A 23,333-nucleotide genomic window follows, 5' to 3' on the forward strand; every position below is an offset into this window, starting at 1 on the left:
CCTACCGGCCGTCGACGGGGTCGGCCTCGGCGTCGCCGCCCGCCTCACCGCCCCCGGGGGTGCCGCCGGTCGGCTCGGTGGTCGGTTCCTCGACCGGCGGCGTCGGGTCGACCGTCGGCTCCTCGGTCGGGGTCGGCTCCGTGGTCGGTGTCGGCTCCTCGGTCGGCGTCGGCTCCGTGGTCGGCGTCGGCTCGTCGGTCGGCGTCGGCTCGGTGGTCGGCTCGGGCGACGGCTCCTCGGTGACCGTCACGGTCGGTGTCGGCTCCGGCTCGGGCGCCGGCGGCGGCACGTACTCGTCCTCGGTCTCGGTCGGGGTGGGCGACGACGTGGGCGAACGCGACGGCTCCTCCGGCTCCGGGCTGACGCTCGGCGTGACCACCGGCGTGCCCTGGTCGTCGAGGATGTTCGCGATCACCAGACCTGCGCCCCCGAACACGAGCAGCGCGAACACGATGATCGTGGCCACACGGCCGCGGCCGGTCGTGAAGGCGTGCCACCACCTGCGCTCCTCCTCGGGCGGCGCCACCGGGGGCGGCGCGACCGGAGGCGTGCCCCCGGGAGGCGTCCCGACGGGCACCGGACCGGTGACCGCCACGGTCTCCGCACCGGACGCGTCGGGGTCGCCGGCGGCCGCACCGGCGGCTGCGGCTCCGACCGCGCCGGCGCCCACGGCGCCGACCATCATGGTGCGGTCGGTGCCCTCGCCAACCTGCCCCAGCTTCATCGTGCCCGAGCCGGCCGCACCGGTGACCGGGTCGATCACCTGGGTACCGCCCGCGCCCACACCGAGCTGCATGGTCTCGCCGCTGGTCCCCAGGCGGCCGGCCGGGCCGCCGAGCAGGATCGTCACGGTCCCGCGCATCGCCTCGGCGGTCGGGAACCGCCGGCCCGGGTCCTTGGCCATCGCCCGCGAGACGAGCCGGTCCACCGACGCCGGGACCGCCGCGCGGCGCGCGGAAGCCGCGGGAACGGGTGCGTTCACGTGCGCCCGCAGGACGTCCTCGGGCAGCGCCCGCTCGTACGGCGCGTGCCCGGTCAGCGTGTAGTAGGCGAGGGCCCCGGCGGCGTAGATGTCGCTGCGCGCGTCGAGGGGCTTGCCACGTGCCTGCTCCGGCGACATCCCGATGACCGACCCGGCCACGGTCGCACCGTCACCGTCGCCGCCCGCGGGCCGGGTGAGTCCCAGGTCCAGCAGTCCCACGACGAACGTGCCGTCGGCCTGCTTGTCGACCATCACGTTGCGCGGCGCCACGTCCCGGTGCACCAGACCTGCCGCGTGCACGGCGGCGAGCGCCTCCAGCAGGCCGTCGAGGATCGCGAGCGCGTCCCGCCACGGCAGGCCGTTGTCTCCCGCGAGGTCGGACAGGGACACGCCCGGCATGCGGTTCATGACCGTCCACGGCACGTTCGCGCCGGCGACGTCCTCCTCGCCCGAATCCAGGACCTTGACGACGCCGGGGTGATCCACCAGCGCCGACGCGTCGACCTCGCGGCGCAGCGACTCGCGCGCGTTCTGGTCGTCGACCAGGTGGGGGTGCAGGACCTTGACGACGAGCGGCTGGTCGAGGTCGACCTCCGGTTCCGGCGCTTCCTCCGGCGTGGGGATCTCTGCCGTCGTGTCCGCACCGGCCGGCTCCGCGCCGGTCTCTGCCTCGGCGTCGGCCGCGGTCTCGGCGTCGTCGGGTGCGGTCGCGCCCGCGGCGTCCGCCACATCGGTCGCGGCAGCCGTGTCGGCGCCGGGCTCGTCGGCGCCCGTGCCGGCGTCGGCCGAGTCACCGGCCTCGTCCGCCGTGGGCTCCGGCGCGGGCGGGGCTGCTACCCGTTGCGCCTCGTAGACGGTGAACGTCGCCCCAGTGCCCAGGACGTCGACCAGCTCGTACCTGCCGCCGAGCACAACGTGCACCGGAAGGTCTGCGGCGTTGTCCTCCCCCGTGGTCTCTTCGTTCACTGGTTCACCGGTGTATGTGGTCGCAGGACGAGCAAATCAGTCATTTCGGCTATCTGGGGCATGTTCATTTCAGGATACTGAGCGGATCGCGAGCGCACCAAAGATGGGGCGACAGGATGTGTGAGTAGTGCGGAGTATCACGACCCGCGGCTGCCAGGGCACCACTGCTTTGCCAGACTACGCAGATGCGCGACCTCGCACTCCTGCCCAAGGCGCACCTCCACCTCCACTTCACGGGATCCATGCGGGTACCGACCCTCGTCGACATGGCGGCGGCGCACGGTGTACGGCTGCCCGAGGCCCTCGTCGACAACGATCCCCTGCGCCTCCCTGCCACCGAGCGTGGCTGGTTCCGCTTCCAGCGCCTGTACGACGCCGCCCGGGCGTGCGTGCGGTCGGAGGCCGACATGCGCCGCCTGGTCGACGAGGCGGCGGCCGACGACGCCGCCGAGGGCTCCGGCCGGCTCGAGATCCAGGTCGACCCGACCTCCTACGCACCGTTCGTCGGCGGCATCACCCCGGCCGTCGAGATCGTCATCGACGCGGCCCGGACCGCGAGCGCCGCGCACGGGGTCGAGGTGGGCGTGATCATCGCGGCGTCTCGGATGAAGCATCCGCTCGACGCGCGCACCCTCGCCCGCCTGGCCGCCCGGTACGCGGGCGACGGTGTCGGTGAGGTCGTGGGCTTCGGGCTGTCGAACGACGAGCGGCGCGGGGACACTGCCCAGTTCGGGCATGCGTTCGACATCGCCCGGCGGGCCGGGCTGGCCGCCGTGCCCCACGGTGGCGAGCTGCTCGGGCCGGACCACATCAGCGAGGTCATGCGCGAGCTGGTCCCGGACCGGATCGGGCACGGTGTGCGCGCCGTCGAGGACGAGCGGGTGCTCGCCGGCATCGTCGAGCGCGGCGTCGCCCTCGAGGTGAACCCGGGCTCGAACATCGGCCTCGGCGTCTACAGCGAGGCGCACGAGGTACCGCTGCGCACCCTGGTGGACGCGGGTGCCCTCGTGGCGCTCGGCGCCGACGACCCTCTGCTGTTCGGGACGCGGCTCGTCGACCAGTACGAGATCGCGCGGAGCGCCCACGGGTTCACGGACGCGGAGCTCGCCGGGCTGGCGGCGTCGTCGATCCGGGCGAGCCGGGCGTCGTCGAGCACCCAGGCACGCCTCCTGGCCGGCGTGGACGCGTGGCTGCTCGCGCCGGGTCCGGCGGAGCAGTCCGATCACGTCCCCGCAGGTGGCACTGTCACGATTGGGTGACGATAGGCCGACCCAACCATCCTGGGCGCCCGCGCGTCAGTTAGAGATACAGGACACTCGCGAGGGGACGACGTCGTCTCGTGTGCGCGGCGCCGCACCACCCCAGAAGGTGCGGCCGAGGAGGAGTCACGATGCGGGCAATGCACGGTAGGCCGACCCACGGTGTGGGCAAGGTCGTCGGTAAGCGGGTCATGGGAACGCTGGGCGCGGTAGCGCTGACTGCGGGCCTGCTGACCGCTTGCGGCGACGACCAGGAACCCCCGGGGAGCGCGGCAGCCACCAGCTCGCCCACCCCGGACGAGAACTCTCCGAGCCCGGAGTCCGACGCCGAGGAGTCGGCGTCCGCGGAGCCAGGGGCGGGTGAACCGTCGGACGAGAGCAGCTCCGACGCCACCTCTGACGACGGCGCGGAGGACGAGGCCGACGGCAGTACGCCGGCGCCCGACGACGCCGAGGGCGAGAACGGCGACAGCGAGAACGACGCCGAGCCGTCGGACGAGGGCGACGGGGCGGCGGGGGCCGACCAGAAGCCGGAGGGCAAGGACGGCGACCAGGGCAGCAAGGAGAAGGAGCAGGAGCAGCCCGACTACATCGAGTACGGCGAGGTCAGCGACCGGGTGGGCACGCTGCAGCAGCGTCTGAAGGACCTCGGGTACTTCGTGACCTCGGTCGACGACGCGTACGGCGGCGAGACGCAGCAGGCGATCTTCGCACTGCAGAAGGCCGGTGGCCTGTACCGCGACGGGGTGGTCGGCGACGCCACGCAGAAGGCGGCGAGCGACGGTGTGGTGCCGCGGGCGCAGACGTCGTCGGGCAAGGTGCTCGAGATCGACATCGACCGGCAGCTGGTGCTGGCGGTCGAGAACGGCACCGTCGTGAAGATCATCAACGCGTCGTCCGGCAACGGAGAGACGTACGACGCGAAGGGCAACACGTACACGGCGTACACGCCACGAGGGTCGTTCGCCGTGTACCGCGAGGTGAACCAGATGCACTCGTCGACGCTCGAGCTGGGCGACATGTGGCGGCCCAAGTTCTTCACGGGCGGCATCGCGGTGCACGGCTCGGCGTCGGTCCCCGCGTTCCCGGCGTCGCACGGGTGCGTGCGCGTGTCCAACAGCGCGATGAACTGGATCTGGGACACCTGGGGCGCCCCGTCGGGTACCCCGGTAGTCGTCTACTGACCCCTGACCACACCCGGCCCGCCGAGGTGGAACCTCGTCAGAGTTCTACCTCGGTGGACCGGTCAGAGGGAGACGCCCACCAGGACGGTCTCGGGGACCAGGGTCACGCCGAACCGGTCGCGCACACCGTCCCGCACCGCGCGGGCGAGCGCCACGACGTCCTCGGCACGGGCGCCGCCGCGGTTGGTCATCGCCAGCGTGTGCTTGGTCGACAGCCGCGCCGGGCTGTGCTCCCCCGCCAGGCCGAATCCCTTGCCGAAACCGGCGCGCTCGATGAGCCAGGCCGCACTGGTCTTCACCAGGGCCGGATCGACGGTGCCGAGGCTCGGGCCCGTGGTCGTCTCCGGCGTCGAGGAACGGACCGGGTAGCGGGGGGCGTCCTCCGGCAGGTGCGCCAGGTGCTCCACCGGGATCACGGGATTGGTGAAGAACGAGCCCGAGTTCCAGCGGTCGTGGTCCGGGTCGGTGCCGAAGATCGGACGGTCGAGCAGCATGCCCTTGCCACCGCGCAGTCCCAGGACGGTCTCGCGGACGTCCTTCATCGGAGCACGCTGCCCCACGTCGACGCCGAGGCGGCGTGCCAGCTCCCCGTAGCCGACGGGCGCCGACAGGGTGCCGAGCCGGAACTGGAACTGGACGTTCAGCACCACGTAGCGCGGCGACGGGTACCAGGGGGCCAGCGAGTCGCCCTCGCGGCCCTCGCTGTGCATGGAACGCTTCAGCAGCGACGTGCGGTACCCGAAGTCCAGCTGTCCGACGGAGAAGGTGCGCACCCGCCGCTGCGCCCGGTCCCACGTACGGACGAGCGAGACCACTCCGGAGAGCTCCTGCCCGTATGCGCCGATGTTCTGCACCGGCGCGGCACCGACCGTGCCGGGGATGCCGGACAACGACTCGACACCGACCCAGCCCTCGGAGACGGCGCGCTCGACCAGCTCGTCCCAGTTCTGCCCGGCCGGGGCGCTCACGACGGCGCCACCGCAGGAGTCGTTCGACTCGACGGTGATCCCGCTGCGGCTGTCCCGCACGACCACGCCGTCGAAACCTTCGTCAGCCACCAGCAGGTTGGAACCGCCGCCCACGACGAGCAGCGGCACACCGCCGTCGTCGGCCGCGCTCACCGCCTCGATCAGGGCAGCCTCGTCCTCGGCCTCGACGAATGAGGCTGCCGGGCCACCCACGCGGAGTGTGGTGAGGTCGGCGAGGCTGGGGGCCACCGCTTGCGCCTGGACGGTGTCTGCCGGGTATGGGCTCACCGTGCAAGCCTATCTACCTGTCGCGTGGGATTTGTGCACATCTTCGACATGACGTGGGTGATGTCTGCCATTTGTGGAACCTTTCGGTGCCCACGAACGTGTGCACTGCTCGACCTCTCGGCCCGGGCGCTGGTCCCCGCCGATGCCGCCGCCTGCACCACCTCTTCACACCCACTCGTCACCGCGGCTGCTGCACCCCGGCGGCGGTCGGCAACGGCCGCAGGGACCGCGCCACGATCAGCCCCAGCGCCATCGGCACCAGCAGCACGAGCACCGCCAGGCGGTAGCCGGTCGCCTGCGCGACGAACCCGATCAGCGGCGGGCCGACGAAGAACGCCGTGTAGGCGATCGTCGAGACGGCCGCCACCCGCATCGCGGCACGCCGCGGCTCGTCCGACGCCGCGCTCATCCCCATCGGGAAGCCCATCGCCGCGCCGAGGCCCCACAGGCCCACCCCGACCAGGGCCAGCCACAGGACGGGCACCAGCGAGAACGTCAGCACGCCGACGAACGCCAGCAGCGCCGACAGCACCAGCACCGGCACGCGCCCGAACCGGTCGATGGCGCGGGTCCCGGCGAGCCGGGCCGTCGTCATGGCGGTGAGGAAGACCGCCAGGCCCACCGCACCCATCCCGTCGGACGTGCCGAAGCCGTCCACGACGGCAAGGCTCACCCAGTCGTTGGCGACACCCTCGGTGAGGGCCGCGGCGAGCACGACCAGCCCGATGGCGAGCGTGCGCGGTTCCCGCCAGGCGGCGATCAGCCCCGCGATGCCCGACGTCGGCGGCGTCACTGCTCCCGGGTCGGCGCCGTCCGCGCTGCCCGCCTCCGCGACGGGGACGCCATGGGGCACGGCCGCGGAGACGACGCTCGGCGAGAAGTAGCGCACGGCGATCAGCACCGACACGAGGGCCAGGCCGCCCGCCGCCACGATGTGCCAGACCACCTCCACCCCGAGGGTGGCCACCAGAGCACCGAGGCCGGCGCCGAGCACCGTGCCGAACGAGAACCCGGCGTGGAACACCGGCATCACCGCGCGGCCGAGCCGCTGTTCCACGGCTGCGCCCTCGAGGTTCATCGCGGCGTCCCAGACTCCGGCACCCACACCGAACAGGATCAGGCCGAGCCGCACGGCGAGGTGCTCGTCCGTGACGACGCCGTACCCTGCGACAGCCAGTCCGATCACGAGGACGCCCGCGAAGGCGACCACCGTCCGTGCGGTACCGAACCGCTCGGCGACCAGCCCCGAGAGCGGGATCGCGGCGACCGAGCCGAGGGATCCGGTCAGGAGCAGCAGACCCATCTCCTGCTCGGAGAAGGACAGGCCGTCCCGGACCGCCGGAAGACGCGACGCCCAGCTCGCGAACGCGAACCCACTGGCAGCGAAGACGACGAAGACCGCGCGAGCGGCGGCGTGTGCAGTAGGCACGGAACTCCTTGGTGCGATTGAATCTCCCGACCGTAAGCCACAACCTGGGAACAGCCCAGCAGATTCCGCAGGTACTGCACCGCCGGCGCCGATCGAGAGAAGGAACCCGCGATGAACCGCCAGACCGTACGACCGACCCTCGCGAAGGTCGCCGAGCTGGCGGGTGTCTCGGTCTCCACCGCGTCGCTCGCGTTCTCCGGTGCGGGCCCCATCACCCCGGAGACCCGGGAGAAGGTGCTGGCCGCGGCCCGCGAGCTCGAGTACTCCGGCCCCAACCCGCTGGGCCGGCAGCTGCGGTCGGGACGCTCCGGGATCGTCGGCGTGGTGATCGGGGACCAGCTGGGCCGGTCGTTCCGAGACCCGGTCTCTACCCAGGTGCTGCACGGGCTGGTCTCCGCGATCGGCGAGCAAGGGCTCGGCGTGCTGCTCGTGCCCGGTATGCCGCAGGGCACCACGGCGCACTCCGTGGGGCTCGCCGCCGAGGCCGGGCTGCCGCCCGCCGTCGACCCCCTCGTGGAGGCCGCCGCGATGGACGTCGCGGTGCTCGTGTGGGGCACCCTGGAGGACGACCCGACCCTCACCGCCCTGCAGCGCCGTGGCGTCCCGGTCGTGATCGGCGAGGGCCAGCACGTGCCGGGCGTCCCCGTGGTCAGCGTCGACGACCGCCGGGGTGCCGCCGAGGCCGTCCAGCACCTGGTGGAGCTCGGCCACACGCGGATCGCCGAGATCGCGCTGCCGTTCGGCCGGGACGAGCGCGCGGGTCTCGTCGACGCCGACCGGCTCGCCTCCGTGGAGCGCACGCCCACCCGCAACCGGCTGGCCGGCGTGCGGGACGTCATCGAGCCGGTCATGTCCTGGGAGACGCCCGCCTCGCTCGTGGAGCACGGGCGCGACGCCGCCACCGAGATCCTGTCCGAGTGGGCTCCCGCCCGGGACCGTCCGACGGCGATCATCGCGCACTCCGACCTGCTCGCCGCGGGCGCCGTGATCGCGGCCCGGGAGCTCGGCCTCCGCGTGCCCGAGGACGTGTCCGTGGCCGGGTTCGACGGGCTGGACCTGCCCTGGCTCTCCCCCGATCTGCTCACCAGCGTGCACCAGCCGCTCGTCGAGAAGGGGCGGGCGCTCGGCCTGGCCGTCATCGCCCTGCTCGCCGGTGAGGAGCCGGAGTCGGTGGTGCTCCCCGTGAGCCTGGTGGAAGGAACGACGACGGGCCCGGTCCCGGACCTGAGCGCTCTCCCTGACCCCCTGCGTTGAGTGCGGGCCATCTGCGGATCTGCGCCTGCTGATCCCGCAGACAGCCCGCACTCAACGCAGGGTCGGTGGTGGCGTGGTCAGGGGCGGAGAGTGGGGGCCGGGAGGTAGACCTCGGCGCCCGCGGCGCGGAACTCCGCCGACTTCTTGGCCATGCCCTCCGCCTGAGCTGCCGCCGCGTCCGCGAGCGCCGCCTGGTTCTGTGCCCCGCCGAACTCATCGCGGATGTCCTGCGAGATCCGCATCGAGCAGAACTTGGGCCCGCACATCGAGCAGAAGTGCGCGGTCTTCGCGGCCTCGGCGGGCAGCGTCTCGTCGTGGTATGCCTCGGCGAGCTCGGGGTCGAGCGAGAGGTTGAACTGGTCCCGCCAGCGGAACTCGAAGCGGGCCTTGGACAGGGCGTCGTCGCGGTCACGGGCACCGGGGTGCCCCTTGGCGACGTCGGCTGCGTGCGCCGCGATCTTGTAGGTGACCACGCCGGTGCGCACGTCGTCCCGGTCCGGCAGGCCCAGGTGCTCCTTGGGCGTGACGTAGCAGAGCATCGCGGTGCCGTACCGGGCGATCTCGGTGGCGCCGATGGCCGAGGTGATGTGGTCGTACCCGGGCGCGATGTCGGTCACGAGCGGGCCGAGCGTGTAGAACGGCGCCCCGTCGCAGAGCTCCTGCTGCCGCTCCACGTTCTCGCGCACCAGGTGGAAGGGGACGTGTCCGGGTCCTTCGACCATGACCTGGACGTCGTGCTCCCAGGCGCGCTTCGTCAGCTCGGCGAGCGTGTCGAGCTCGGCGAACTGGGCCTCGTCGTTCGCGTCGGCGAGCGATCCCGGGCGCAGCCCGTCGCCCAGGGAGAACGCGACGTCGTAGGCCGCGAAGATCTCGCAGAGCTCGTCGAAGTGGGTGTAGAGGAAGTTCTCCTGGTGGTGGGCCAGGCACCAGCCGGCGAGGATCGACCCGCCGCGCGAGACGATGCCGGTGACGCGGTCCGCGGTGAGGGGCACGTACCGCAGCAGCACGCCGGCATGCACGGTCATGTAGTCGACGCCCTGCTCGCACTGCTCGATCACGGTGTCCCGGTAGACCTCCCAGGTCAGCGCGCTCGCGTCGCCGTTCACCTTCTCCAGGGCCTGGTAGATCGGCACCGTGCCGATCGGCACCGGCGAGTTCCGCAGGAGCCATTCCCGGGTGGTGTGGATGTCGTCACCGGTGGACAGGTCCATGACGGTGTCGGCGCCCCACTTGGTGGCCCACTCGAGCTTTTCCACCTCCTCCGCGATAGAGCTGTGGACGGCGGAGTTGCCGATGTTCGCGTTGACCTTCACCAGGAACGCCCGGCCGATGATCATCGGCTCCGACTCCGGGTGGTTCACGTTGTTCGGGATGATCGCCCGGCCGGCGGCCACCTCGCTGCGCACCAGCTCGACGTCGCAGCCCTCGCGCACCGCGACGAACCGCATCTCCGGCGTGATCACGCCCTGGCGCGCGTAGTGCATCTGGGTGACGGTCCGGCCGGGGACGGCCCGGCGCGGCCGACGTCGTTCGCCCTGCCATTCCTGAGAGGCGGCACCCCGGCGGACGGCGCCGCGGCCGTCGTCCGTCAGGTCACGACGGCGACCGTCGTACTCCTTCGTGTCCCCCCGGGCCACGACCCAGGGTTCTCGGGCCGGCCGCAGCCCGCGCACCGGGTCGGAGCCCGGTCCCTGCGTGCGGTAGACCCGCACTGGCTCGTTCGGGGTGCCGTCGGGCGACGGCGCCAGCGTGATCTCGGTGACCGGCACCCGCAGGCCGGCGTCGTCGTGCTGCGGGTGGTGCTCGGCGTCGTGCGCCGTGTCCCGCGCGGTGTCGTACTCGTACGCGAGCATGCGGGACTGGGTGTTCTCCATCATGAGACTCCTGCTTCCTACGCCGGTGTTAACCGGACAGGTTCAACGGTCCCGGGCCGTCCAGCCCGATCTCAGCCCCTGCGCGAGGCACCCGTGGGATCGCGACGACGTTAGCACCCGACGGCGGCTCGATCACCTGCGGGTAAACCCTTCTGTCCCGGCCGCGGTTCTGGTAAGGAAGGTCAACGGCTCGCTCCACCCAGTAGTGGGCCCGGGACATGGAGGCAGGCATGTCGAACCGAAGAGAGCTGCGAACGAGGGCGTTCGCGCTGGCAGCGACAGGAGCGCTCGTGGTGCAAGCAGGAATCGTGGCGAGTGCGGTGCCGGCGACGGGCGCGCCCGAGGCAGGCACGACGGCGTCGGACAACCAGATCACGCTGACCACCTGGGACGGGTATGGCGAGCTGCGCGCGGGCAGCTCCGTGAACCTGCGGCCGGGTGCCAAGGGCGGGCTCGTGCTGCGGAGCGCGGGCGACACCGTGGAGTACACCGACCCGTTCGGTGACGGCACCCCCGTCACCTACGAGACGGGCAGGTGGACGTCGCCGGTGGTCGAGACGGAGTACCCGATCGACGAGTCCGTGAGCTCGTGGAACGCCGTCACGCCCACGGGCACCTGGGTGGAGATCGAGTTCCGCGGCCGCAAGGCCGACGGCACGTGGACCAAGTGGTTCGTGATGAGCCGCTGGGCGTCGGGCGACGAGTTCGCACCCGCCGACGGCAGCGTCGGCGACATCCACCGCACGTCCGTGAACGGCCAGACCGACGCCGACGCGTACCTCTTCACGGACACCTACGTCGCGAAGTCCGGCCACGAGCCGAACGCGTTCCAGACCCGGGCCACGCTGTACCGGCCGGAGGGCACCCGGGTCTCCCCGCGGCTGGACACGGTGAGCACGATGACCAACGAGTACCTGCCCGACTCGCACTACTCGGGCACGACCGACTTCACGCTCGGGCGCGCGGTCGAGCTCGACGTGCCGCGGTACAGCCAGAACATCCACCGCGGCGAGTACCCCGAGTTCGGCGGTGGCGGTCAGGTGTGGTGCTCGCCGACGTCGTCCACGATGGTGCTCTACTCCTACGGACTCGAGGTCCCGGCCGAGGAGCTGGAGGGCATCGAGGCGCCGAACGGTGACCCGCAGGTCGACTACGCCGCCATGCACACCTGGGACTACGCGTACGAGGGCGCCGGCAACTGGCCCTTCAACGCGGCGTACGCGAGCACGTTCGGCCTGGAGTCGTTCGTGACCCGGCTGCGCTCCCTCGCGGAGGCCGAGAAGTTCATCGAGGCCGGGATCCCGCTCATCCTCTCGATCAACTTCGAGGAGGCAGAGATGCCGGAGGCCGGATACGGCACCAACGGGCACATCGTCACGCTGGTCGGGTTCACCGCTGACGGCGACCCCGTCATCAACGACCCGAACAAGGCGAGCAACGAGGCGGTGCGTTCGGTGTACACGCGGGAGAACTTCGAACGTGTCTGGCAGACCTCGACCGACGGCATCACGTACGTCTACCACCCGAGGGACGTCAAGCTGCCGCGCAACCTCCCGGGGGTCACCGCGAACTGGTGATGGCGTAGGCGCCGGTCGTACTTCCGTTGGTCGAGCTTGCCGAGGCCTGGCCTCGACAAGCTCGACCCCGACGAGAGCACGAGTTCAACCCAGGGGTGGCATCGCCGCACCAGGACGGCTCCGTAGCGTCGACGCAAGTCGTTCGCAGACCGGAGGTCGTCGATGGGTATTCAGGTGCAGTCACTGGGAAAGCGGTACGGGCGCACCTGGGCGGTGCGTGACCTGTCGTTCGAGGTACGGCCGGGCAAGGTGACCGGGTTCCTCGGGCCGAACGGGGCGGGCAAGTCCACGACCATGCGCTCGATCGTGGGCCTCGACCGGCCCACCCGCGGCGGGGCACTGATCGACGGAACGCGGTACGCCAAGCTGAGTGCTCCGCTGCGCGAGGTCGGGACCCTGCTCGACGCGACGTCCGCGCACCGGTCCCGCCGCGCCGTCGACCATCTGCGCACGGTTGCCGCGACGCACGGTTTCTCCCGGGCAAGAATCGACGAGGTGCTCGAGCTGACCGGGCTCGAGAGTGCCGCCCGGCTCAAGGCGGGGAAGTTCTCCCTCGGGATGAGCCAGCGCCTCGGCATCGCCGTCGCACTGCTCGGTGACCCGCACACGTTGATCCTGGACGAGCCCGTCAACGGGCTGGACCCGGAGGGGGTGACGTGGATCCGCGGACTGCTGGGATCGCTCGCCGCCGAGGGCCGCACGGTGTTCCTGTCCTCCCACCTGCTGAGCGAGCTGGCACTGGTCGCCGACCACGTGGTGGTGATCGGGCGAGGCGAGCTGATCGCGGACGCGTCGATCGCGGAGCTGACCTCCCACGCCGGTCGGACGCTCGAGGAGGCTTACATCGACCTCACCCGGGACGCCGTCGAATACCACGGCGGCAAGGCGGGCAAGGACCACGCCGGCGGCGCGGACGGAGTCCGGTCGTGACGGTCGCGACACGGGCAGTACACGCCGAATGGGTGAAGTTCCGTTCGCTCCCGTCGCACCCGGTGACCGTAGCCGTCGCGTTCGCCATGATCATCGGGCTTGCCGCGATGCTGCTGTCGGCCCAGGACCGCGACGGCGCGGTCCCCGCGCCGACGCCGACCGAGCTGCTGGCCGGAGTGCCGTGGGCGCAGTTCGTGCTGGCGGTGCTCGCCGTCGTGATGATCTGCTCGGAGTGGGCATCAGGCACGAGCAAGGTCACGTTCCTGGCCGTGCCGACCCGGTGGCCGGTGCTGGCCGGGAAGGCCACGGTCGTCGGCACGGTCGGACTCGTCGCCGGCGCCACCGGCGGCGCGACGGCCTTCGCCCTGGCCTCTGCCTCGGGAACCGACCTGGGCGTGGAACTCACCCTCACGGTCCGGCTGGTCGCCGGCGCAGGGCTGTACCTGGGCACCATCGCTGTGCTCGCGCTCGCGATCGGGGCGATCGTCCGTGACCTCGCGGGCTCGATCCTCGCGGTGGTCGGGTTCCTGTGGGTCATGCCGTTCGTCGCCGCCATGATCCCGGTGCCGGAGGTGCGGGAGCTCTCGGTCTACCTACCGGCGTCGGCGGGCGTTCTGCTCCTCGCGCCCGACGGCGCCGCCACCGAGCTCACGCCCTGGGGCGGCTACGCCATCCTGCTCGCCTGGACGACAGCCGCACTCGCCGGTGCCGTCGTCACGCTGCGAGGCCGAGATGTCTGACCACTACACGCACCTTGGAGGTAACCCGGTGACCCGCCGAAGCACCCCGGCCCGTCCCCTCTTCATCGGCGCAGTCGCCGCCGAGGCCGTGAAGCTGTGGACGCTGCTCTCGCACCGCGTGCTCGCCGCCGTCGCGCTGCTCGTGATCATCGGCACGGGTGCGCTGCTCTCGTTCAGCATGCGGTCCCGGCTCGCCGACCCTCGGTTCGCCGGGCAGACGATCACCGCCGATCCGACGCAGTTCGTGGACAGCGTGCTGTGGGCACAGATCATCGTCGCCGTGCTCGCCGTGCTCTCGGTCACCGGCGAGTACACCTCGGGACAGGCTCGGCTCTCGCTGCTGGCGCTGCCGACGCGGTCACCATGGCTCGCCGCCAAGGCCGTCGTGCTGGCCGCTCTCGGATTCCTGATCGGCGTGATCGGCGCGGCGTGCAGCCTCGGCCTCTCGATGCTGATCCTGCCGGGGTCCGGCGTCGTGTACGCGCCCGATCCCGGAGAGGCCGCCGTACTCGCGCTCCGTTCGGGGACGTACCTCGCGGCCATTGCGGTCCTCGCCACTGGTCTGGCGGCCGCGCTACGCCACGTCACCGGCGCGCTCACCGCCGTCCTCGGGCTCCTGATCGTGGCACCGCCGCTGCTCTCGTCGATCCCGGGAGTCCGGAGGGCCGCCGACTACACCCCGACCTACGCAGGGCGCAGGCTCATCTCCGACCTCCCCTCCGCCGCGCAGTTCGAACCCTGGGTGGGGTTCGGCGTCCTCGCTCTGTGGGCAGTCGTCGCGCTGCTCACCGCGGGTGTCCTGCTCCACTCGCGTGACGCCTGACCTGTGGCAGCGCGCAGAATGGACCCGGACATGAGCCGAGAACCCAGCGCGAGGACGGGGACGATGACGACCGAGAGCCTGCGGGTCGAGGCGGCTGACCTGACCCGTCCGCCGTCGCCCCTCGCCGTCCGGCTGCGCCGGCATCCAGGTGCCGTGGACGTCGCTGTGACGGCCGCCGCGGGACTTCCGCACCTGCTCGCGCTGAGTCTTCGCGCCGACACCGCGTGGTGGGGGTATCTGCTCCTCGCGGTCGCCACCGGGGTCCTGCTCGCGCGCCGCCGATGGCCGCTCACGGTGCTGGTCGTCGCAGCTCTGGCCGGCGCGCTCAGCTCGCTCACGCAGCCGGGGTTCGGTTTTCCGACCATCCCGTTCGCCATCGCCCTGTACACCGTCGCCTCCCGCCAGACGACGACCCGCACGCTGGTCGGCTACGGCACGGCGATGGCGGTGGCCATGCTCGCCACCGTCCCCTACTCCTTGAACGGGATCCGCCCGGAGCTCGGCTCGCTGATGCACCCGGTGGCGCTGATCGCCCTCGCCGCCGGGTTACTGGTCAAGGGCCGGCGCGATCACACCCGCTGGCTCACCGAGACCGTGAACCAGCGGATCGAGAACGCCGCCCTGACCGAACGCGGCCGAATCGCCGCCGAGATGCATGATCTCGTGGCCCACTCGCTCACCGTCATCGTCACCCTCGCCAACGGCGCGACCAGCGCAGCGCGGAAGCACCCCGAGCAGTCACGGGCGGCCGTCGAGCAGATCGCCGCGGTCGGCCGCGACGCGCTCGGCGACATGCACCGCACCCTGGCCCTGCTCCGCGACGCCGACGCCAGGCTGGACGCAAACCTCCACCACTCCGGCGACAACCTCCCGACCCTGGAGGAGCTGGCCGAGGGTTTCCGGGTCGCGGGCCTCCCTGTCACGCTGACCCGCACGGGGCCCGCGCTGCCGGCCGACTCAGCTCTCCGGCAGGCCGTCTACCGCATCACGCAGGAGTCACTGACCAATACGCTCCGCCACGCGCACGGCCCCACCGGGGCGACGGTGGCAGTCCACCACGCCGACGGCGCCGTCGTCCTCACCATCACGGACGACGGCGCGCCGGTCACCCGGCAAGGCCCGCCCGGACACGGGCTGGTCGGCATCCGCGAGCGTGCCGCCGCCCACGCCGGCGACGCCGAGTCCGGGCCGCGTCCCGGCGGTGGCTGGCGCACCCGGGTCATCCTGGGTACTCGCGGGACGAGCGCCGGCCCGGGCTCCGGAGGGACGAGCACCGAGCGGAACGACCCCACGGATGTCTGAGCTCAGCCCCCGGATCCGAGTGCTCCTCGTCGACGACCACGCCCTGATTCGCACCGGTAACTCGCTGGTGCTTGCCGCGACCGATGACATTGCCGTCGTCGGAGAGGCGGGTACCGGGGAGGAAGCCGTCGTGCTCGCGGACACCCTCCGGCCGGATGTGGTGCTCATGGACGTGCGGATGCCCGGGATGGGCGGCATCGAGGCCACCCGTCGCATCACCGGGGCAGTTCCCGGGACGAAGGTCGTCGTGCTGACCACGTTCGACCTCGACGCGTACGCCTTCGAGAGCCTGCGCGCCGGTGCCAGCGCCTTCCTCCTGAAGAGCGCCACATCCGTCGCGCTCACCGACGCGATCCGTACCGTTGCGGCCGGGGACGCCGTCCTTGCGCCTCGTGTCACCGGGCGCCTCATCGAGGCCCACGTCGCATCTCTGGGCCGCGCCGACGCCGGTCGCCAGCTACGGTCCCTGCTCTCCCCGCGCGAGTACGACGTCTTCCTCGGTATCGCACGGGGACTCTCCAACCCCGAGATCGCCGCCGAGCTCTTTCTCGCGCTGCCGACGATCAAGACCCACGTCAACCGCATCCTGGCCAAGCTCGGGGCCCGCGACCGGGTGCACCTCGTGATCCTGGCCTACCAGCACGGCATCGCCCAGACCGGCTGAGCGGCGCAAGCCGTGTTGGTCGAGCCTGCGCTGGTCGAGCCTGTCGGGACCGGTCTCGACAGGCTCGACCAACGGTGGTGGTGGCCTACCTCCGCTTCACCAGCTGACCTTCCGAGGTGTACGACGCCGTCGTGTAACCCTCCGCCGAGACCGTCACCTCGAGCGTGAGCTGGGCGCCCCGGTCACGCCCCGTCACCAGATACCGGCTGCCGGTCGCCCAGCGCACCGGTTCGCCGTCGCGCAGCCACTGATAGCTGACGTCGACGTCGTCCGGGAGGTACGTCCCGGCGTCGGCGGTGAGGAGCCGGCCCGGCATGGCCCGGCCCTCGATGCTCGGCCCGGTCACGTCCGCCACCACCGGGTCGTGCAGCTCGACGTCGGCCGCGTTGACGAACACGTGCCGGTGCGCCAGCCAGAGCTGGTAGTACACGTCCTCGCCGCGGACCACCGTGCGGTCGCCCGGCCCCGAGCCGTCGAACGTGGTGGCCCGGTAGTAGTCGGACGGCACGTGGTCGTCGGCCACCGCGTAGGTCTGGTCCGCGCCGACCTGGTACTCGATGGGTGTGACGGCCTGCACCGGGACACCCGGGTGCTCCTCGTAGGCCGCCGCCTCCGGATAGGCCCTGCCGAACACCGGCGCCGGGCCGTCCCCGGCGACGGTGACGGTCTTCGCCGTCGCCGGCACGACCACCGGCCGGTCGGCGGGGTTGTGCAACCAGGCCAGGGATCCGGCCCACCACACGCCCAGCCAGTCGCCCTCGACCCGGTCGACGACCAGCTTGTGCCCGGACTGCACGCGCGCGCTCACGTCGCTCGCGTACGTGCTGCCGTCTGACCCGTCCGGCTTCCAGCCCGGGTCCTTGGCCAGCGGGGCGTCGGCCGACGGCGCCTGGTGCAGGTACCGGAAGTTCGTGCCGGCTCCCTCGACGCACTCCCCCGACCCCGGCGACGCCTGCGCACAGCCCGTCACGAGGTTCGGGTTGTCGGCGTACCCGGTGCGCACCTCGACGACATCGCCCGGGGCGACGTTCGTCGTCGCGTCCAGGTCACCGCCGATGGGGGCGCCGAGCAGCTCGAAGTAGTGGTCCCAGTCCCAGTACGGTCCCGGGTCCCAGTGCACGTTCTTGGTGTACCCGGGCAGGATGCCCGGCACCTGGTCGTGCCCGATGACGTGCGCCCGGTCCAGCGCGATGTCGTGCTCCGCCGCGAGGTGGCGAACCAGCGCCGCCGACGACTGGTACATCGCTTCCGTGTACCAGGCGCCCGTCCCGGCCCAGCCCTCGTGCTCCAGCCCGATCGAGTGCATGTTCAGGAACCAGTTGCCCGCGTGCCAGCCGACGTCGGCCGGATCGAGGTGGTTCGCCACGTGCCCGTCCGAGGACCGCAGGGTGTAGTTCCAGGCCAGGTAGTTCGGGTCCTGCACCAGGTTGACGGTGGGCTGGTAGGCCGTCTCCGTGTCATGGATCAGGATGTAGTCGAGCGACGGTCCGCCCGCGCCGGTGCGGTCGGCCTGGTCATGGTTGCCGTAGTCCCCCGTACCGTCCGGGAGGTCCGGCGACCCCTTCTCGTACGGGGCGGGCAGCCACTCGCAGCCGAGGTCCTCGGGGCAGTCCGTCTCGGGGTCGCTCGTGCTCGCGACCCGCGGCACCGCGACGTCCCGGTTACCGGTGAGGATCACCGCACCGTCGGCCGGGGTGGTCGTGCCGGCGCCCTCACGAAGGGTCGTGTAGACGCGCGTCGTGAAGCCCTCGACGTCGCTCATGCGGGACACGGCGTTCTCCCACGTGGCCAGGTCTTCGGACGCCGCCGTGGTCGCCTCGACATCGACCGCACCGTCGCGGATCGCCTGGGCCTGGTACGCGGCGAGCAGCGCTGCCCCACCGCACACGTTGGCCTGGGAGTCGGACTTCAGGACGGCCTCGTCGAGACCGGTGAGCCGGGCCGCCCGGTTCAGCTCCGACGTACCCTCGCGCGCCGGACCGGCCTTGTCGTTCACCGCGGACAGCGGGAGGCCGTCGCCGTGCGCGTGTCCGAGGCCGGCACCGCCCTCGAGGTTGAACACCCCGTAGCCGCCGTCGGCGCTGACCTGGCCGGCGTGCTGGTCCCAGCGGGACTCCATGTACGACACGGCCTTGAGCAGGTCTGCCGGCACCCCGGTGGCCTCGGCGGCCACGGAGAACGCCTCGTCGAGCGAGCCGGCGGCCAGGACGGGGGCGCAGACGACCGCTCTGTCGTCGGGCACCGCCGTCGGCGCCGCGGCGGCGGCTGAGAGGGGAATGAGTGGAAGGAGCAACCCGGCCGCTGCGGCCAGTGCTGTGCTGCGTCGTCGTGACGTCACGCGGGGATCCTCTCGTCGACTCCGTACAAACACGGACGAGAGCATCACACCCGATCCGGGTGCACATGAGAAGGGCTACGGGCCAGATACCCGAAACCAGCGACGATCAGAGGCGGACGAGCACCTGGGTACGGCCGAGGACCTTGGCACCGTCGACCGTGACGGCGAGGTCCACGCGCACTGTGCCGGCGGCGGTGTCGATCACGCCGATCGTGCCGGTGACCTCGATCGACGCCGCACCCGGGTTGGGCACCTCGACGGGCTTGGTGAACCGGGTCTGATAGTCGACGACGGCGCCCGGGTCGCCCGCCCAGTCGGCCGCCAGCCCCACGACGGTGCCCATGGTGAGCATCCCGTGCGCGATGACGCCGGGCAGACCCGCGCTCTCGGCGACCTTGTCGTTCCAGTGGATCGGGTTGAAGTCGCCGCTCGCGCCCGCGTAGCGGACGAGGTCCGCGCGGTCGAAGGTGACGGTGCGCGTGCCGATCACGTCGCCGACGGCGAGGGTGGCGATATCGGGCCGGCTCATGCGTCCTCACCTCGGATCGCGAGCGTGGACGTGACGGTGGCGACGGGCTCACCGAGGGCATCGGCCTCGGGGGACGGCACCTCGACGCTCTCGGGCATCGCGTAGATCTCGCACCGCGTGGTCACCATGCTGATGGCCCCCCGGGTGACGATGCGGTCCACGTGCAGCACCGTCGTCAGCTCGTCGCCGGCGACGATGGGGCGGTGGTGGGTGAAGCGCTCGTCCGCGTGGACCACGCGCGAGAAGTCGATGTCGGCCGCCGGGTCGCTGATGTACTGCGACTCGGCGCGCTGCGCCACGACCACGGCGAACGTGGGCGGAGCGACCAGGTCCGGATAGCCAGAACCCCGCGCTGCCACGAGATCGTGGTGCGCGGGGTGCGTGGCACCGACGGCACTGGCGAACTCACGGATCTTCTCGCGGCCTACGGAGTAGGGGGCGTTGGCCGGGTAGACCCGGCCCTCGAAGTCAGCGTTCGCCACGTCGGTGTGAGCTTGCTACCGAGACTCAGCGAGTCTCGCGGTGCGACGTGTGCTTGCCACAGCGCGGGCAGAACTTCGCCAGCTCCAGGCGGTCGGGGTCGTTACGACGGTTCTTCTTGGTGATGTAGTTCCGCTCCTTGCAGTCCACGCATGCGAGCGTGATCTTCGGGCGGACATCCGCACTCTTGCTTGCCATGGCTCTCACCTCCGCGCCTCGAGGGAGAGGCGCCATGTGTCTTCACGTCGTCCGGCAGTGGACGCCGGACGGATGTACTTGCTTTTGGTAGCGAGGGCGGGGCTCGAACCCGCGACCTCACGATTATGAGTCGTGCGCTCTGACCAGCTGAGCTACCCCGCCGCGCGTGACTGAACGCGAGACCGTCCGCCGCTATTGTCTCACCAGCGAGCCGATGAGGAGGACGGACGACCCCGCGTCGATCACAGAGCCCCGAAAGGGAATCGAACCCTTGACCTTCTCCTTACCATGGAGACGCTCTGCCGACTGAGCTATCGGGGCGGCGAGGAAGACTCTACATGCCCTCCGGCCTGGCGTGAAATCGAATCGGGTGTGAGGTGTGCCGCGTCGGTGACCGGCCCCTCGGCGACCCGCCAGGAGGCGGCGAGAGACACGGCCCGGACGTGGTCGGACGGGTACAGGACGGCCGAGGTCGGCCGAGGTCGGCCGAGCCGCAAGCTACCCGTCCAACAACCGGCCGAGGTCGGCCGAACCGCAAGTTGCTCGTGGACCAGAGCGCCGAACCGCAGCAGACACGTCGCCGAGTGGTCAGATCGACACGGAACTTGCCGTTCGGCGCCCGCATCGACACGAAGCTTGCGGTTCGGCGCACCCATCGACGCGGAACTTGCGGTTCGACAGCGGCAACCGGCGATCACATTGCGGTTCGGCACTGGCACCGGCGGGCCGTTGCGGATCGGCGAGCGAGGAGGCGATCAGGTTGCGGTTCAGCCGAGGACCATCGCCGGCCCGCCCGACGACGAACTAGGACGACAACGCACTAGGGCGTGACCGACGTTTCCGCTGGTCACGCCCTAGTTTCACTCACGTGGCTGGTGAGGGATTCGAACCCACGTAGGCTGAGCCGTCTGATTTACAGTCAGATCCCTTTGGCCGCTCGGGCAACCAGCCGTGAACGTGCCCAACCATAGCGCCCTCCAGGCCCCCGCGAGAAATCGAAAGGATGGCGCGGCCTGGTGACGAGTCCCACAGGCCTCACCGCGGTCTGCGCAACCCTGCGAGTCCTATCGTGACGCCGTGACACAACACCACGATCGCTGGGGGCTGCCGCTCGGGATCAGCGCCTTCACCCTCTGGGGCGCGATGCCCCTGTTCTTCCCGCTCCTCGAGCCGGCGGGTGCCATCGAGATCGTGGCCAACCGGGTGGTGTGGAGCCTCGCGTTCTGCCTCATCGCACTCACCGTCATGCGGCAGCTGGGTGCTTTCCGCGATGCCCTGCGCTCGCCGCGCGTCCTGGGCACGCTCGCCACCGCGGCCGTCCTGATCGTCGTCAACTGGGTGGTGTACGTGTACGCCGTGCTCACCGACCGGGTGCTCGACGCCGCGCTGGGCTACTTCATCAACCCGGTCATCACGGTGCTGCTCGGCGTGCTCATCCTGCGCGAACGGCTACGCCCCGTGCAGTGGCTGGCGGTGGCCTTCGGTGTCGCGTCGGTGGTGGTGCTGTCCACCGGTCTCGGCGGACTGCCCTGGATCTCGCTGTGCCTCGCCCTCTCCTTCGGCATGTACGGGCTCGTGAAGAACCGCGTGGGCCGTACCGTTCCCGCGCTGCCCGGCCTCGCGGTCGAGACGGTGGTCGCCACCCCGTTCGCCATCGCCTATCTCGTCTGGCTCGGCAGCTCCGGGACGTTCACCGGGCACGGTGTGGGGCACTCGCTCCTGCTGATGTCGTCGGGGATCGTGACCGCCCTGCCGCTGCTGCTGTTCGGCGCCGCGGCGCGACGACTGCCCCTGTCCGTGGTCGGCATGCTGCAGTACCTCACGCCTGCCCTGCAGTTCCTGGTGGGGCTGCTCGTCTTCGGGGAGCACATGCCGCCCGCGCGCTGGATCGGGTTCATCCTGATCTGGGTGGCGCTCGTGCTGCTCACCACCGACGGTGTCCACCAGTCCAGGAAGCTGCCCCGGGTCCGCCGGGACCGTCTCACCACCCCGTGAACCGGGCGCCCGACCCACGGGCACCCTCCCCACAAGCCCCCAGCCCCACGCCACCCACCCCACGCGATCCGTCCTCCACTCCACCTCAGCACCCCGGGACGACGTCGAAGGCGTAGCCCGCCGCGGCCAGCCGGGGCAGCGCCCGCCGCAGCGCCTCGACGGTCTGGGTCCGGTCGCTCCCGCCGTCGTGCAGGAGCACCACGTCACCGCTCTCGGCCTGGAGCAGGCTGCTGACGATGGTCGCGGACCCGGGGCGGGTCCAGTCCTCGGTGTCGAGGTTCCACCGCACCTGTGGCATGTCGTGGGCGGCCAGGTCGCGCGTCACGTCGGCGTCGGTGGATCCGTACGGCGGGCGCACGCACGGGCTGTCGGATCCCAGGCGTTCGAGCAGCTCGGCGGTGGACCCGAGCTCGTGCTCGCGGCCGCTCTGATCCAGACCGGTGAGGTCCTCGTGGCTCCAGGTGTGGTTGGCAAGGGCGTGTCCCTCGGCCACGATGCGACGCCCCAGGTCGGTCTGCTGCGCCAGGTTCTTGCCCACCGCGAAGAAGACGGCCTTGGCGTCGTGCTCGCGCAGCACCTCCAGGATCTCGGCGGTCTCGTCGCCGGGGCCGTCGTCGAACGTCAGGTAGAGCACCTTGTCGCTGACGCCGGTCTCGCCGCTGCCGGAGGCCGCGCCGAGCACGCTGTAGGCGGTGCAGCCCGCGGTGGCCAGGGCCAGGACGGCGCCGGCGGTCAGGAGTCGTCGGGTTCTGTTCATGCCTCCGACGTTCCCGGCGCGGTGTCCCGGCCCGGTCGTCGGCATGTCGCAACCGTGTCGCAGACCGTCCGCAGGCATGGCTGGGGCGCAGGGCCTCCTCGATACTTGAGCCATGCCCCGCATCCTGCTGATCGAGGACGACCACTCAGTCCGTATCAGCCTCGCCAAGGCGCTCGGCAGGTACGGGCACGACGTCGCGTCCGCTCCGACCGGCGAGGAGGGGCTCCGGCTGTTCGTCGAGCACTCGACCGAGCTCGTCGTGCTCGACCTGATGCTGCCGACGATGGACGGTTTCGAGGTGTGCCGCCGGATCCGCGCCGCCGGGACCGTTCCGATCGTCATGCTGACCGCCCGTGGTGACGACATCGACGTGGTCAGCGGCCTGGAGGCCGGGGCCGACGACTACGTGGTCAAACCCGTCGAGCCGCGGGTCGTCGACGCCCGCATCCGGGCGGTGCTCCGTCGCGGGGCTCCGGACCGGGCCGGGCGGTCGGCGACGACCTATGGCGACCTGGTCGTCGACCGGCTCTCGATGACCGTGACCCGGGCCGGGCAGCACGTGGCGATGACGCCGACGGAGCTGCGGTTGCTGCTGGAGCTCTCCGGCTCCCCCGGGCAGGTACTGAGCCGTCAGCAGCTCCTGGAGTCCGTGTGGGAGCACAGCTACCTCGGCGACTCGCGGCTGGTGGACAACGGCGTGCAGCGGCTGCGCGCCAAGATCGAGCCAGACCCGGCCGCTCCCGTGTTCATCCAGACCGTCCGGGGCTTCGGCTACCGGTTCGGCCCGGTGTAGGCG

At 71.4% G+C, this 23,333-nt stretch carries 20 protein-coding genes, 3 tRNA genes and 1 riboswitch; of the genes, 11 read left to right on the forward strand and 12 right to left on the reverse strand.

Going from position 1 to position 23,333, the window contains the following annotated elements; all coding sequences use genetic code 11:
* Position 1: 1 nt before the first annotated feature.
* Positions 2 to 1,948 carry a serine/threonine-protein kinase gene (locus ACFSL2_RS13730; RefSeq protein ID WP_377198394.1) on the reverse strand — a complete coding sequence of 649 codons (1,947 nt, stop codon included), beginning with the start codon at positions 1,946 to 1,948 and terminating at the stop codon, positions 2 to 4.
* A gap of 185 nt (positions 1,949 to 2,133) precedes the next feature.
* Here ACFSL2_RS13730 and ACFSL2_RS13735 point away from each other — a divergent pair, with 185 nt between their 5' ends.
* Together ACFSL2_RS13735 and ACFSL2_RS13740 are read left to right on the forward strand one after the other, a co-directional pair.
* Complete coding sequence (locus ACFSL2_RS13735; RefSeq protein WP_377198395.1) at positions 2,134 to 3,207, forward strand: adenosine deaminase; 1,074 nt, start codon at positions 2,134 to 2,136, stop codon at positions 3,205 to 3,207.
* Positions 3,208 to 3,347: 140 nt separating this feature from the next.
* Positions 3,348 to 4,391, forward strand: coding sequence for a L,D-transpeptidase family protein (locus tag ACFSL2_RS13740; protein WP_377198396.1), 1,044 nt, complete (start codon positions 3,348 to 3,350; stop codon positions 4,389 to 4,391).
* Between the two features lie 62 nt (positions 4,392 to 4,453).
* Here the strand turns inward: ACFSL2_RS13740 and ACFSL2_RS13745 are convergent, their stop codons facing one another.
* Positions 4,454 to 5,647, reverse strand: a complete 1,194-nt coding sequence (locus tag ACFSL2_RS13745; RefSeq protein ID WP_377198397.1) for a UDP-N-acetylmuramate dehydrogenase — start codon at positions 5,645 to 5,647, stop codon at positions 4,454 to 4,456.
* A gap of 178 nt (positions 5,648 to 5,825) precedes the next feature.
* Entirely contained in the window at positions 5,826 to 7,076 is a 1,251-nt protein-coding gene (locus ACFSL2_RS13750; protein ID WP_377198398.1) for an MFS transporter, read from the reverse strand.
* A 111-nt stretch (positions 7,077 to 7,187) separates the two neighbouring features.
* On the opposite strand from ACFSL2_RS13750, the gene ACFSL2_RS13755 reads away from it, so the two are divergent.
* Entirely contained in the window at positions 7,188 to 8,330 is a 1,143-nt protein-coding gene (locus ACFSL2_RS13755; protein WP_377198399.1) for a LacI family DNA-binding transcriptional regulator, read from the forward strand.
* A 77-nt stretch (positions 8,331 to 8,407) separates the two neighbouring features.
* Here the strand turns inward: ACFSL2_RS13755 and thiC are convergent, their stop codons facing one another.
* Positions 8,408 to 10,207 carry a phosphomethylpyrimidine synthase ThiC gene (gene thiC / locus ACFSL2_RS13760; protein WP_377198400.1) on the reverse strand — a complete coding sequence of 600 codons (1,800 nt, stop codon included), beginning with the start codon at positions 10,205 to 10,207 and terminating at the stop codon, positions 8,408 to 8,410.
* Positions 10,202 to 10,307, reverse strand: a riboswitch (TPP riboswitch). It overlaps the preceding gene by 6 nt.
* A gap of 127 nt (positions 10,308 to 10,434) precedes the next feature.
* Between thiC and ACFSL2_RS13765 the strand changes: the two genes are divergently transcribed.
* The 6 genes from ACFSL2_RS13765 to ACFSL2_RS13790 all read left to right on the forward strand — a co-directional run bounded on the left by ACFSL2_RS13765 (position 10,435) and on the right by ACFSL2_RS13790 (position 16,240).
* A complete protein-coding gene (locus tag ACFSL2_RS13765) occupies positions 10,435 to 11,781 on the forward strand; it encodes a C39 family peptidase (protein WP_377198401.1) in 1,347 nt (448 codons plus the stop codon).
* A gap of 174 nt (positions 11,782 to 11,955) precedes the next feature.
* Complete coding sequence (locus ACFSL2_RS13770) at positions 11,956 to 12,711, forward strand: ABC transporter ATP-binding protein (protein ID WP_377198402.1); 756 nt, start codon at positions 11,956 to 11,958, stop codon at positions 12,709 to 12,711.
* Positions 12,708 to 13,451 (forward strand): hypothetical protein, encoded by a 744-nt coding sequence (locus ACFSL2_RS13775; RefSeq protein WP_377198403.1) that lies wholly within the window; start codon positions 12,708 to 12,710, stop codon positions 13,449 to 13,451. Before ACFSL2_RS13770 ends, ACFSL2_RS13775 begins: the two co-directional genes overlap by 4 nt.
* A 28-nt stretch (positions 13,452 to 13,479) precedes the next feature.
* Complete coding sequence (locus ACFSL2_RS13780) at positions 13,480 to 14,274, forward strand: hypothetical protein (protein ID WP_377198404.1); 795 nt, start codon at positions 13,480 to 13,482, stop codon at positions 14,272 to 14,274.
* Positions 14,275 to 14,337: 63 nt separating this feature from the next.
* Entirely contained in the window at positions 14,338 to 15,576 is a 1,239-nt protein-coding gene (locus ACFSL2_RS13785) for a sensor histidine kinase (protein ID WP_377198405.1), read from the forward strand.
* Positions 15,569 to 16,240, forward strand: coding sequence for a response regulator transcription factor (locus ACFSL2_RS13790; protein WP_377198406.1), 672 nt, complete (start codon positions 15,569 to 15,571; stop codon positions 16,238 to 16,240). The genes ACFSL2_RS13785 and ACFSL2_RS13790 overlap by 8 nt, the downstream gene beginning before the upstream one ends.
* Positions 16,241 to 16,325: 85 nt before the next feature.
* Here the strand turns inward: ACFSL2_RS13790 and ACFSL2_RS13795 are convergent, their stop codons facing one another.
* The 7 genes from ACFSL2_RS13795 to ACFSL2_RS13825 all read right to left on the reverse strand — a co-directional run bounded on the left by ACFSL2_RS13795 (position 16,326) and on the right by ACFSL2_RS13825 (position 20,736).
* The gene (locus ACFSL2_RS13795) at positions 16,326 to 18,578 is read right to left on the reverse strand and encodes an N-acetylmuramoyl-L-alanine amidase (RefSeq protein ID WP_377198407.1); all 2,253 of its coding nucleotides are present in this window, start codon (positions 18,576 to 18,578) and stop codon (positions 16,326 to 16,328) included.
* Between the two features lie 106 nt (positions 18,579 to 18,684).
* Positions 18,685 to 19,107, reverse strand: coding sequence for a MaoC family dehydratase (locus ACFSL2_RS13800; RefSeq protein ID WP_377198408.1), 423 nt, complete (start codon positions 19,105 to 19,107; stop codon positions 18,685 to 18,687).
* Positions 19,104 to 19,589 carry an FAS1-like dehydratase domain-containing protein gene (locus ACFSL2_RS13805; protein ID WP_377198409.1) on the reverse strand — a complete coding sequence of 162 codons (486 nt, stop codon included), beginning with the start codon at positions 19,587 to 19,589 and terminating at the stop codon, positions 19,104 to 19,106. The genes ACFSL2_RS13800 and ACFSL2_RS13805 overlap by 4 nt, the downstream gene beginning before the upstream one ends.
* Positions 19,590 to 19,614: 25 nt before the next feature.
* Complete coding sequence (rpmG, locus tag ACFSL2_RS13810; RefSeq protein WP_013837798.1) at positions 19,615 to 19,785, reverse strand: 50S ribosomal protein L33; 171 nt, start codon at positions 19,783 to 19,785, stop codon at positions 19,615 to 19,617.
* Positions 19,786 to 19,870: 85 nt separating this feature from the next.
* Positions 19,871 to 19,947 (reverse strand) — tRNA-Met (locus ACFSL2_RS13815).
* A gap of 86 nt (positions 19,948 to 20,033) precedes the next feature.
* A tRNA-Thr gene (locus tag ACFSL2_RS13820) sits at positions 20,034 to 20,106 on the reverse strand.
* Between the two features lie 548 nt (positions 20,107 to 20,654).
* A tRNA-Tyr gene (locus ACFSL2_RS13825) sits at positions 20,655 to 20,736 on the reverse strand.
* A 126-nt stretch (positions 20,737 to 20,862) separates the two neighbouring features.
* Between ACFSL2_RS13825 and rarD the strand changes: the two genes are divergently transcribed.
* Positions 20,863 to 21,780, forward strand: a complete 918-nt coding sequence (rarD, locus tag ACFSL2_RS13830) for an EamA family transporter RarD (RefSeq protein ID WP_377198410.1) — start codon at positions 20,863 to 20,865, stop codon at positions 21,778 to 21,780.
* An 85-nt stretch (positions 21,781 to 21,865) separates the two neighbouring features.
* Here the strand turns inward: rarD and ACFSL2_RS13835 are convergent, their stop codons facing one another.
* Complete coding sequence (locus tag ACFSL2_RS13835) at positions 21,866 to 22,537, reverse strand: polysaccharide deacetylase family protein (protein WP_377198411.1); 672 nt, start codon at positions 22,535 to 22,537, stop codon at positions 21,866 to 21,868.
* Positions 22,538 to 22,649: 112 nt separating this feature from the next.
* Here ACFSL2_RS13835 and ACFSL2_RS13840 point away from each other — a divergent pair, with 112 nt between their 5' ends.
* Positions 22,650 to 23,330 carry a response regulator gene (locus tag ACFSL2_RS13840; RefSeq protein ID WP_377198412.1) on the forward strand — a complete coding sequence of 227 codons (681 nt, stop codon included), beginning with the start codon at positions 22,650 to 22,652 and terminating at the stop codon, positions 23,328 to 23,330.
* Positions 23,331 to 23,333: the final 3 nt, after the last annotated feature.

This window comes from Promicromonospora aerolata, assembly GCF_042682255.1.
In the GTDB taxonomy this organism is placed as follows: domain Bacteria; phylum Actinomycetota; class Actinomycetes; order Actinomycetales; family Cellulomonadaceae; genus Promicromonospora; species Promicromonospora aerolata.